This is a genomic window from Calditerrivibrio sp., from assembly GCA_026415135.1.
Lineage (GTDB): Bacteria > Chrysiogenota > Deferribacteres > Deferribacterales > Calditerrivibrionaceae > Calditerrivibrio.
The window spans coordinates 20,327-31,837 of the sequence record JAOAHS010000030.1 but is presented as its reverse complement, the minus strand read 5'-3'; the positions used below and the strand labels follow the sequence as shown (position 1 = coordinate 31,837).

The 11,511-nt window shown below is 32.9% G+C and carries 11 protein-coding genes; 7 read left to right on the top strand and 4 right to left on the bottom strand.

Annotated elements, in window-relative coordinates; genetic code table 11:
- Positions 1-524: hypothetical protein (locus N3C60_05755; GenBank protein ID MCX8084411.1), on the bottom strand; the 524-nt coding region annotated here is incomplete at its 3' end.
- A gap of 121 nt (positions 525-645) precedes the next feature.
- Here N3C60_05755 and surE point away from each other — a divergent pair.
- From surE to N3C60_05720, 7 genes are all read left to right on the top strand, one after another.
- On the top strand, positions 646-1,404 hold the full coding sequence (gene surE / locus N3C60_05750) for a 5'/3'-nucleotidase SurE (GenBank protein ID MCX8084410.1): 759 nt from the start codon (positions 646-648) through the stop codon (positions 1,402-1,404).
- A 106-nt stretch (positions 1,405-1,510) separates the two neighbouring features.
- Positions 1,511-4,189: a hypothetical protein gene (locus tag N3C60_05745; GenBank protein MCX8084409.1), complete on the top strand. Its 2,679-nt coding sequence runs from the start codon at positions 1,511-1,513 to the stop codon at positions 4,187-4,189.
- The gene (locus N3C60_05740) at positions 4,189-4,800 is read left to right on the top strand and encodes a MotA/TolQ/ExbB proton channel family protein (protein ID MCX8084408.1); all 612 of its coding nucleotides are present in this window, start codon (positions 4,189-4,191) and stop codon (positions 4,798-4,800) included. Before N3C60_05745 ends, N3C60_05740 begins: the two co-directional genes overlap by 1 nt.
- Positions 4,797-5,207, top strand: coding sequence for a biopolymer transporter ExbD (locus tag N3C60_05735; GenBank protein MCX8084407.1), 411 nt, complete (start codon positions 4,797-4,799; stop codon positions 5,205-5,207). Before N3C60_05740 ends, N3C60_05735 begins: the two co-directional genes overlap by 4 nt.
- Complete coding sequence (locus tag N3C60_05730) at positions 5,204-5,932, top strand: hypothetical protein (protein ID MCX8084406.1); 729 nt, start codon at positions 5,204-5,206, stop codon at positions 5,930-5,932. Before N3C60_05735 ends, N3C60_05730 begins: the two co-directional genes overlap by 4 nt.
- A gap of 2 nt (positions 5,933-5,934) precedes the next feature.
- Positions 5,935-7,077 carry an SAM-dependent methyltransferase gene (locus N3C60_05725; protein ID MCX8084405.1) on the top strand — a complete coding sequence of 381 codons (1,143 nt, stop codon included), beginning with the start codon at positions 5,935-5,937 and terminating at the stop codon, positions 7,075-7,077.
- Positions 7,064-7,822 carry an RNA pseudouridine synthase gene (locus tag N3C60_05720; protein ID MCX8084404.1) on the top strand — a complete coding sequence of 253 codons (759 nt, stop codon included), beginning with the start codon at positions 7,064-7,066 and terminating at the stop codon, positions 7,820-7,822. The genes N3C60_05725 and N3C60_05720 overlap by 14 nt, the downstream gene beginning before the upstream one ends.
- A gap of 117 nt (positions 7,823-7,939) precedes the next feature.
- On the opposite strand, the gene N3C60_05715 is transcribed toward N3C60_05720, so the two are convergent.
- Genes N3C60_05715 through phnD form a run of 3 tightly spaced genes read right to left on the bottom strand, consistent with a single transcriptional unit; the run spans position 7,940 to position 11,475 of the window.
- Positions 7,940-9,316 (bottom strand): sigma-54 dependent transcriptional regulator, encoded by a 1,377-nt coding sequence (locus N3C60_05715; protein ID MCX8084403.1) that lies wholly within the window; start codon positions 9,314-9,316, stop codon positions 7,940-7,942.
- Complete coding sequence (locus N3C60_05710; GenBank protein MCX8084402.1) at positions 9,288-10,649, bottom strand: HAMP domain-containing histidine kinase; 1,362 nt, start codon at positions 10,647-10,649, stop codon at positions 9,288-9,290. The genes N3C60_05715 and N3C60_05710 overlap by 29 nt, the downstream gene beginning before the upstream one ends.
- On the bottom strand, positions 10,627-11,475 hold the full coding sequence (gene phnD, locus N3C60_05705; protein ID MCX8084401.1) for a phosphate/phosphite/phosphonate ABC transporter substrate-binding protein: 849 nt from the start codon (positions 11,473-11,475) through the stop codon (positions 10,627-10,629). The genes N3C60_05710 and phnD overlap by 23 nt, the downstream gene beginning before the upstream one ends.
- Positions 11,476-11,511 lie beyond the last annotated feature (36 nt).

Here is an 11,511-nt window from a genome sequence, read left to right as displayed (position 1 = left end):
TTTTCTTTAACTTCATTTGAAAGAAAGCTTCTATCCCCATAAAACATAGCCTGAATCAATGTCACCTTTTTACCTGATCCATAATATAGTTGATTTACCCTTTCGTTTCGAAACTTCATTAGGTAAGAATAAAATGGTACCCTCATTTTAAAGAATTCCCTCTTAAGAGTACACTCTTCAAAAAAGCTTTCTTTTTTGCACTCAAAGATCCCAACAACCACATCCCCCACTTCAAGATAATCCCCTTTGACTGTACCGGATACTGTATAAAAAGTAATTTTTTCTCTGCTCCTTATATCTTTATCCACAATAAAAACAGAATAGTTAACCAATAAAAAGAAGATCACAAAAAAGATTGCAAAAAGCCATCTCAACCACATTTTTAATAATAACAAAAAGAAGGTTATCATAAGACAGAATTTAAAAAAGACCTGTATGGGTAAAAAAGATAAAAGAAGCTCTATACAAAATAAAAGCTCAATCTTGTAATTAAAAGCTTCAGCTTTTATCTTATTAAATACCATACATAAATTATATCAAAATATCCCACGATCTCCCAACATCAATTTAACTACATTGATCATTGTTGCTTATTGACATGTTTGTTTAATAGTATTATCTTTCAGAAAATGTTTTAGGTGATATATGAAAATACTTTTGACCAACGACGACGGTATATATTCCAAAGGGATATACTCTGCCTATACCGAATTAAGTAAAATAGGAGAAGTTGTGGTAGTAGCTCCTATTATGGAACAGAGTGCAGTAGGACATGCAATTACAATCTCCAACCCCCTAAGAATATATGAAGTTACAAGAAAGGATAAATTTTTTGGTTATGGCATACAAGGTACACCAGCAGACTGCGTAAAACTCGCATTCAGTGACATTTTGACAACAAAACCTGACATAGTTGTATCGGGTATAAATCATGGAGCAAACTTGGCGTCCAATGTTATATATTCAGGTACAGTTTCTGCAGCCACAGAAGCTGCTCTACAAGGGGTAAAGTCATTTGCAATAAGTCTTGCTTCTATAGTTTTTGATGATTTCTCTGTAGCTGCAGAATATACAAGATTTTTTGCTGAACTTTTTACCAAAATGAAAATCTCTACTAATACAGTTTTTAACATCAATGTACCGCCGCTGAAAAAGAATGAAATAAAAGGCTGGAGGTACACAGTTCAAGGCAAAAGTAAATACTTAGATACCTTCGAAAAAAGGGTAGACCCAAGAGGGAACACATATTTTTGGTTAACTGGAGAAAGAGTAACTACGGAATATGGTGAAGATTGTGACGATTACTGGGTATCTCAGGGCTACGTTAGTGTTACTCCTATTAAATATGATCTTACAGACTATGAAGTTTTCAATAAATTAAAAAATGCTGAGGTGATGAAATGAAAAAGCTTATTATAACTTTAATTTTATCCTTCTTCGTTTTAAACTTTTATGGCTGTGAAGGATGTTCTCAGAATAACCCAAGTTCCCCTGATCAAACCCAGACAAAATGAAAAAGTTAGCACTCGTTTTCACACTTCTTTTACTTAGCTATTTTTGTTCCTACGCTAGAGTTAAGCTACCCGAGTTTGCTTTCATAGGAAAAGAGATAGGGACAATCACGGTAAAACCTGTCATAGCAGACATTAACATTGAGTTTAAAACAAAAAGCTCAGTAGATATATATTTGGAAAAGCTTAAAATAGAACAACAACACCTTGATAAAAAAGATTATCAGATAGAAGAACCCAACTTTATGTTCGGAGGAGCAGTAAGAACAGCTATAGCATCCATATTCATAGGTAATAAAGCTTACAGAAACTATTTAGCTAAGAAATTCTATCAAAAAGACTACCTCAAGGTCATTGATGGTTATGAAAAATACAGTAAAAAGCTATCAGGTGGAGATTTTGAAAATGAGATAAAGTTTTTCTACGGTTACTCCCTTATGGAAACCGGGAGCCTTGATAATGGCTCATACGTTTTAGAAGAGATTGCAGGTAAAAGGAATGATAACATAAGCTATTTTGCCCAAGACAGGTTATTTGAATATCTAAACAAAATTCAAGCTAACGATAGAAAAATAAATATCTGTGATAAATTAAAGCATTTTACAGAGTATTCGCTAAATAGCTGTCTTGATGCTTATTATAAAAAAGATCTTTTTGATAGTGTCATATCCTTAACCGACAATAACATGACCCTTGTTGATAAAAATCGCTACCTACTCACCTATAAAATAGCAGCATTATACACCAAAGGTGATCTATCCTCGATAGCCCATTACGACCCTGAGTTGTACAAAGATGTAGCTGGGTATATTGCAGATGCTAATATAGAAAAAGGGGACATCAAAAAAGCAAAATCCATGATCCAGAAAATTGAACAATCCGAAACAAAAAAATTCTACTCCTTAAAACTTGCCATTGTAGAAAATGACATCTCTTACCTTAAAGAAAATTTAAACAGTGTTTCTTTAGATAACAATAAGCTATTTTTACTGCTCTATTATCTAAACAAGTATTTCCCCAATATAGACATGGAGTTACTTAAAACTATAAAGTTTGAAAAGCCTGTATACTACGATTATACAAACTTCTATTTAGGTTTAGCATTAATACATGTAAAAAACTACGAAGAAGCCTCAACCTATTTATCTAAAATAAGTTTTTATACCGAACTTATACAAAATAGCATATTCTACCAAGCTATCTGTTACTATTATACCGATTTAGGGCTTGCAGAGCAGTTCTTTTATAAATATTTAGAGCTTGGTAAAGATCCAGATAAAATAATGCTCTCAAAATACATGATAGCTCAATTCCTTTTTCTTGACAAAAGATTTGACGATTCCCTAAAAGCTCTTGATAGGTGTGATACAATTTATTGTAATGAGCTTAAAGCAGAAATCTTTTTTAATAAAGGTGATTATAAACAAGCTTCGAATATTGCGTCCCATATTTTCACAGATAGAGGGTTTCTGATTGCAGCCTCATCCCTTTTTAATCTCAAAAACTATGAAGGGACTTTACAATATCTCGATAAACTAACAAATCCATCAAGAGAATCAGATTTACTAAAAATGCTGAGTTTATTCAAAATTGGAGATATAACAAAAGGTATGGATGTATACAAAAAATATAATTACGACAGAGAGTTTACTAATAACGCTGTTATCTATCTCTACCTTGGCAATCACTATCAAGAGGTTGTAAACATCCTAAAAAGCAAAGAAAAGATCACAGCAGAACAAGAACTCATGCTTGCAAATTCCTACTTCTCATTAGGTAACTACGACGAATCTTTAAAAAGATATTTTAATCTTATTGATAAAAGAAACTATATTTATGAGTCTTCCTTAGCCATTTTCTCTATCGCTCAACAAAGAAAAGATTTAGCAATGATAAATCAGACTCTAACAAAAATACTTTCAATGAAATTTGACAACAAAGACTATTTGGTTATTTCCATGATTAAATACATAAAAGAAAGTGGTGATAACAAATTGGCATTGGAAAAACTAAACAGTTTTATAAAATCATTTCCTGCTTCAAACTATTTAAGAGACGCCTATATATTAAGGGGCTATACATACGAATCGCTGGGTTTGTTTGACGAATGTCTTAAGGATGTCAATAGAATCCTCGAGTACAATACAAAAGATGATGAAGCAATCTATATAAAAGCTATTTGTAGTAAAAAGATCAACAAAAACTCAGCCATAGAACTATTTGAAAACCTCGCAAATAAAAGTCAACGCTTTAAAGAGGTATCCCTTAGAGAAATTGTAACACTATCCGATGATCCACAAAAAATAGCCAGCTTATTGGATGACATAAAGCAAAAAGATATGCTTTTATACTACAAAAGTATTGTTCGTATGTTAGGTTTACTGGAGATAAGTAAGGATTTCCCTAAATATGAAAGTTACATTGATCAGTTGATCTCATCAAAGGGTGAAGAGTTTGTACCTGCTGGCTATTACTACAAAAGTGTTTTACTTTACATAAAAAACGACTTCAAGGGTTCTTTAAACTATGCAATGCGATGCTACTATCTCTTTCCAAAATCCCCCTTTACATTCAAGTCCTTACAGCTTGCTCTACAAATTTACAAGAAAAACAATGAAGAAGAGTCAGCAAAAAAGATCGAAGAAATAATAAAAAATTTAGATAAAGGAGGAAAATGATGTTTGAAATAATCCAGAAAGGTGGGGTGATGATGTATCCCATCATATTACTTTCCGTAATCTCCCTTGCAGTTTTTTTAGAGAGGATCTTTATACTAAGAACTTCCAACTTTGTTCCAAAGGTTTTTTTAGATAAACTATCACTCTTTTTAGCCAAAAAAGATTTCGAAGGCGCAATCCAGTTGTGTGAGGCAAATGATTCATCCATTTCACGAATCGCAAAAGATATTTTAAACAATATAGATCTACCTGTATCAAGGTTAACCGAATTTGTAGAAGAGACAGGGAGTTTTGAAGTTCAAAAGCTTGAAAGATTTCTCCCTACACTCCAAACAATTGCAAGTCTTGCTCCACTTTTAGGTTTTCTTGGGACAGTTTTGGGTATGATCCAGACTTTTATGGTAATGGCAAACCAAGGAAATGCAAATATTCAAGCCCTTTCTGGCGGGATAGCAGTGGCACTGCTTACTACGGCAGCTGGTCTTGTTGTTGCTGTACCTACAGTCATTTTTTACCACATTATTCGACACAGGGCAGAAAAAATCACCCTCGAAATGGAAAAAGCCACCTCTCAAATTATGAACCTCATATTCAAGGAAGGTAAAAAATGAGATTCAAAAAGGAAAAAAACAGAAGTGGTATAGAGATCCCCACAACATCTGTTACTGATATCATTTTTTTAATCGTGCTCTTTCTCATGGTATCTGCAACCTTTACCACATATAACATAAATAACCTCGAAATAAATCTACCCAAAGCAAAAGGTGAAGCCATAACAGATAGCAAAGTGGTCTCGATTACGATCACCAAAAATAGAGAATTTTCCATTAATAATCAGAGGGTTGATCCAGGTCTCGTACCTGTAAAACTAAAAGAACTCTTCACTCAAAACCCCAATGCTAGCGTCATGATTCAGGCAGACAAAGATGCTCTTCATGGAGATGTTGTCTACATCATGGATGAGAGTAAAAAGGTGGGCTTTAATAGGCTTGCAATAGCTGCAGAGGCAAATGAATGAAGCAACTCGGTAGGACTTCGGTATACATAATCGTATCTTTGCTACTTCATTTCACAATACTATTGTATATTCCTGATATAGATTTTTCCATAAAACTAAAACAAAAGGAGATCATAGATGTACAACTCATAAAAGTACCCCCTAAGATTGCCACCACTGAACTAAGCTCAACCACAAACATCGATAAAAACTTTGTAAAAAACATAAAACAACAAAACAAAGCAGCTTCGGTATCAAATATAATCAAATCCCAAGTGGATCTTCCCATCGTAAGCGTCCTTGAAAAAATACCTTTAAACGAAGCTCAAAATCAAAACAATAACATCGTTATCGCCGGAAAGAACAGATTGGACCAAAGTGTTTCTAAGGAGATAACATCTTCAGAAGCAAAGTTAAAACAACTAAAATCTGAAGGAACTGGTGAAAAACAGATTGTAACCACTGGTAAAAGCGACTTTTTTGAAATTACGAGTAATTACAAATCAGAAAGAAAAATTATACATATACCAGAAAAACCCACATTCTCCTTAGAGTCCAACACAAAAATAAGGTTAAGGTTCAGCATAGATGCAAAAGGTATCCCCTATTCCATTATACTGCTAACGAGGAGTAATCCAGAGATAGAAAAGCTTGCAGTAAAATTTGTAAGTGGCTTAAGATTCGAGTCGGTACCCTATAAAGATGTTGACACCGCTGAAATAACAGTTTATTTTAACGTTAAATAACAATGAGTGATCAACTAAAAAATATTATTATAGAAAGAATACAACAATCCGGTAAAATAACCTTTGCCGAATTTATGGATTATGCCCTTTATTATCCTAAACTCGGTTACTATCAAAAAGAAAACCCTTTTGGGGTTACAGGTAGTTTCTATACGTCAGTGAACGCATCAGAAAAATTTGGCTTCTGTTTAGCTAAGAGCTTTTGCAACATGATAGAGCAGTTTAACCTCTCTTGCCATATATGCGAAATGGGCGCTGGATCAGGAATGCTTGCAAACGATATTCTAAACTATTACCAAGAAATAAACCCAACTTTTTACAGAGAAATAAAGTACACAATAATTGAAAAAAGTGACTACTTGATTTCAACTCAAAAACAAACATTACAAAAACATATAAACAAAGTTTCTTGGGAAACTTTTGACAATTTCAATAATTTTAACGGTATTTTTTTCTCCAATGAGCTCGTAGACGCCTTCCCGGTTCACAGAATCATTAGGATAAATGACCAAACAAAAGAGATCTTTGTAATCTTCGACGGTGATAGATTTCAATTCTACCCAGATACTTTTTCTACACCAAAACTTGATGAATATATGAAAAAGCTAAATATAAAATTAATAGATAAGCAGATAGCAGATATCAACCTACAATCAACAGAATGGATTAGCTCCTTAGCGAGCAAACTAAAAAAAGGTTTTATCATCACAATAGACTATGGATGGACTTCTGATAAACTCTATGCTCCATTTAGAATGGATGGTACGGTTACCTGTTATTTCAAGCATACACAAAATAACGACTTCTTTGATCGCATAGGCGAGCAGGATATAACAGCCTTTGTAGACTTTTCTGCTCTAACTAAGTATGGACAAGATTCTGGCCTTACCTTTGTAAACCTTCTTCCCCAATCGCTATACCTTGTCCAAGCTGGTATTCTTGAGTTTATCTCAAAAGCACAAACAGATCTCGAAAGGGTTTCCATAAAATCACTGATTATTCCTGAAGGTGGCTTTGGAACGAATTTTCATGTTCTGATACAATCAAAGAATATCAATATACCTGATAACTTCATCCACAAAAAAACCCCAACAGAAACATATCTATCATTGGCACAACAGTTTTCAAACATTGAGACTCTCTGACTTTTTATCCAAAAAATACAATATATCAAAGAGACTTTCCAAAAAATATATTAGGAAAGGCTTGGTCTATTCAGGAGCAATAAAGATCTCAAGGGATATACCAGTAGAAGAACATCAGGACTTTAAAATAATCTTAGAAAATAAAACATATCATTACAATCCAATGGATTATATCCTCTATAGGTCCCCAGAAATCCTCTTCCTTTATAAACCACCTTTTATGCATACAGAAAGACATACCCCAGAAGATGATCTCTGTATATCAGATATCGTTGTTTATGAGTCTTATGATTACAAACTTATCAGTAGATTGGATTACGAAACCGATGGAATCTTAGCTGCCGTTAATAAAAAAATAAGAATAGAACAGACGTTTAAAAGATACAGAGCATGGGTAAACGGGTATCTAAACAATGAAATAATTTTTGACAAAAAGATTGATGCCTCGAAAAAGAGAAAAGTTTCTATTTTAGACGAAAAAGGGGACAATGTATTGATCATCAAACCAGTGGATCATATAAAAAACTATACTTTAATAGAAGTGGAGATCAATTATGCCCATCGCCACCAAATTAGAGCAGCCACTTCATATTTAGGTTTTCCGATAGTTGGTGATAAACTTTATGGTAAAGCTGAAAATATCAGGCTTATGTTGCAATGTTTTTATACTCAAGTGAACAATTATGAGCTCCATCTTGATTTAGTAAAACCAGATGTGAGCATTACAATCCCTTTACAACTTTAACAAAATTTACAAATTTAATACTTGACAAATATGATATACTATTTTAATAATACATATCCAAAGTAATAAACCTCCTTTCAATTTTGCCCTCGAAAAGAGGGCTTTTTTAATTGCAATTTAGCCTATTTTATATCTGTTTATCTTATCATTAAGAGTTACTCTGGATATACCTAAATGTTCTGCAACTTTTGTCCTATTCCCTTTATGTATCTTTAACCCCTCTTCTATGAGTAATTTCTCTATGTATTCCGTGAATGCAGATAAGGTATTTTGAGGAAATTGATTAAAGATCCATTTTACAAGCTCCTCAGAGGAATATTCCTCTACCTTTGAAATATCCTTTAAGAAATATAAATCAGCTTCTGTTATGCAGTGGTTTTTAGATAGGACAACAGCTTTTCTTATAACATTCTGCAATTCCCTCACATTACCGGGCCATCTATACTCCTCAAAAGCTTTCAAAACATCATTAGCAATACATCTAATATCCTTAGATAGCTCCCTTGCATATCGCTTAACATAAAAATAGGTCAGCAAGCTGATATCCTCTTTTCGTTCCCTTAAAGGGGGTATATGTATATTAAAGACATTTAGCCTATAAAAAAGATCTAATCTAAACTTACCTTCATCCACAAGTTGTTTCAAATCCCTGTTTGTAGCTGCAATAATCCTTACATCTACTTTTTTAAAACTTGTTGCCCCCAACTTTTCCACTACTCCATTCTGAATAAATCTCAAAAGTTTTGATTGCAATTTAAAAGGTAGTTCTCCTATTTCATCTAAAAAGATGGTACCCCCATCAGCCAATTCAAATTTACCAGGTTTTGACTTAAAAGCACCACTAAAAGCACCTTTTTCATAGCCAAAAAGCTCACTCTCAAGCAACTCAAAAGGTATCGCTGCACAGTTTAAAACCACATAAGGCTTTTTAGATCTATTGCTATTGGATTGAATAAGATTTGCTATTAGTTCCTTACCAGTACCACTTTCTCCAGTTATAAGCACCGGAGAATCTGTAATGGCAACATTTGCTACCATTTTTAAAACATTCTTAATCGGAGTCGAACAACCCACAAAATGTTCCTCCGGTAAGTCATCAGGTATTCTAGCAAAATTACCTTCACATTTAAATGTATCCCTTGAAACATGTTTTGAAATAAGTTGTTTAAGGTCATCTATCTCTATAGGTTTGAATACAAAATCCTCAGCACCCCTTTTAATGGCTTCGATTAGGGTATTATTTGTACCGAAAGCGGTCATCACGACATAGGGTACCCCAGGAAAAGCTCTTTTGAACCTTTCCAAAACGTCAAGTCCATCCTCATCTCCAAGCCTATAATCAATCAGAACAAGGTCTATACGATTATTGTTAAGTAGATCTTCTGCTTCAAGTGAGTTATTAGCTACAAAAATCTCATACTCAGAGGACAAAACCCTTTTTAAACTATAACAGAGTGACTTGTCATCATCTACTATCAAAACTCTTTTCTTCATTTTTAAATTCTAACACAAATTTAGCACCATTTCCATAATTTTTATCTAAATAGATATCTCCTCCCAGAGAGTGAACAAGATTTTCCACATAAGCTAAGCCCAAGCCAGTCCCATCTTTTCTTGTGGTAAAAAAAGGTATAAAGATCTTATCTTTTATATTATCTGGTACACCTGATCCGTCATCCGAATACTCAAATATAACCTTATCATTTTTATTTAAGACTTTTACATACACACACTTAGCATTTGCATTGATTGAGTTTGATATGAGGTTTTCAAAAATCATAATCAATTTTTCCATATTAGAATATATGTAAATATCCTCATAAACAAAATCAAATTTGATCATCTTAAGCCCCAAGATTCTCTTGTGGAGTGCTTCGAAAAAACTTGACAGTAAAAAAAATCCTTTATCAATTCTAAGATCTTTAGAAAGACACATAAAATCGTTTATAAGATTTAACATTCTATTTAGCTCGGCATTGATCACTTCTATATCATTCTTGGCATCTTGGGATCTTATCTCATCCTTTAGAGGATTCATCAATAACTTAATCGTCATGATAGGATTTTTAAGATGATGTGCCAGTCCTGCAGCCATCATACCTATAGAGAGTATCTTATCCCTCTTTAAAATCTCTTTCTCCTGTTCTATATTTTTTTCTATCTGTTTTGTTAGATTGAGAGTAAGATTTAAAAGGATCTCCTTCAACTTATATATCTCCTTAGGATCCTTAGGGTTAATGGATAGACTGTTTCTCAAATTAGAGATATCATCAGCGGATTCTAACTTATTTGTAAGATCAGTTAAAGGTGTCATAAGATAATTTATAGATTTAATCAACATAAAAGAAACCAATAAATAAGCCACTACATGAAAACCAATCAATACAACAAACGATCTTTTCATCTTATTATCAATATAATCTTTACTCAACTCAAAAATGATGCTACCTATTTTAGACTCATTTAATTTGATATCGTAAATTTTGTGTAACCCTTTTTCACTAATATTAGGTACCTTTTTTGAAACGTTTCCATCTGCAATATACTCACCATTTTTGTCCAAAACAATAATATTAGAAAATATTAAACTGTTTTTAGTTAAGCCTTCTATGGTAGAGAATACATTGTAGATGTCATCGTACAATATCGATTCAGCTATGGTCTTTTCGATTGTTTTGTAATTAAGGTATGTCAGATTATGTAGCTCATCATCAATCAGTTTCCTATTGAGATTCAAAGCTACAAATATACCTATGACGAAAATAACAAATACAAAAAAATTTACAAAAATGACAATACGCTTTTTAAAAGATTTTGTTAGGAGCATCTTTTAAATGCTTATCCACAAGTACTTTTATATTTTTAACCGTATTATACTCCTCCTTGTTTATTTTTACAAACTTATCTATATGTAGATTACTCAAAATCTTTCTACCTTCAGGATCGTTATGCATATTCAAAAGAATCTCTTCGAGTTTGTTACGATATATGGTGTTTGTGACAACTACAGGTGGATTTGGAAATTCCTTAGAAACATGCAGGATATTTATATTTTCTACATTTGCAGGATTATTCTTCTTAATATAGTCATAAATCATATTATCCACAGCAGCAGCATCTACCACACCTTTATTAACAAGGTATATCGATTTATCATGGCTATTTGTATAATACACCTTTTTAAAATAATCTCTATTTAAAATATTATTTGTGATAAAATAATACACGGGATATAGGTAACCTGTATTCGAAAGAGTGTCGGTAAATGCAAAAACTTTGTTTTTAAGGTCACTCAAGCTGTTAATGTTGGCTTTTTTGTTTACTATTAACAAAGACTTATAATATATTTTACCTTCCACCTGAGGCACAGCCAATACCTCAATATTGTTTAAATTGATGTATGCCCCTGTGCAGATAAATGAAAGATCAACATCACCATTGGAGATCAGATCATTCATCTCCTTATAACTTTTCCTATAAACTATCTCAGTAGGAACATTTAACCGCTTTGCAACATATTCAGCCAGACCATCATACATCTTTATATTGGTCTCAGCAGAAACTATCGAAGATACACCTATTTTTATAATATGTTGCGAAGCATATACATTTATACAAGAAAAGAACAAAATAAAAGCAGCTATGATTTTCATCATATATCGCTTCTTTTTAGTAATAGAAAAAGTCAA

Coding starts and splice junctions, on each gene's coding strand:
- phnD (MCX8084401.1), bottom strand. CDS start 11,475: ATGAAAATCATAGCTGCTTTTATTTTGTTCTTTTCTTGTATAAATGTA.
- N3C60_05725 (MCX8084405.1), top strand. CDS start 5,935: ATGAGTGATCAACTAAAAAATATTATTATAGAAAGAATACAACAATCC.
- N3C60_05745 (MCX8084409.1), top strand. CDS start 1,511: ATGAAAAAGTTAGCACTCGTTTTCACACTTCTTTTACTTAGCTATTTT.
- surE (MCX8084410.1), top strand. CDS start 646: ATGAAAATACTTTTGACCAACGACGACGGTATATATTCCAAAGGGATA.
- N3C60_05740 (MCX8084408.1), top strand. CDS start 4,189: ATGTTTGAAATAATCCAGAAAGGTGGGGTGATGATGTATCCCATCATA.
- N3C60_05715 (MCX8084403.1), bottom strand. CDS start 9,316: ATGAAGAAAAGAGTTTTGATAGTAGATGATGACAAGTCACTCTGTTAT.
- N3C60_05735 (MCX8084407.1), top strand. CDS start 4,797: ATGAGATTCAAAAAGGAAAAAAACAGAAGTGGTATAGAGATCCCCACA.
- N3C60_05730 (MCX8084406.1), top strand. CDS start 5,204: ATGAAGCAACTCGGTAGGACTTCGGTATACATAATCGTATCTTTGCTA.
- N3C60_05710 (MCX8084402.1), bottom strand. CDS start 10,649: ATGCTCCTAACAAAATCTTTTAAAAAGCGTATTGTCATTTTTGTAAAT.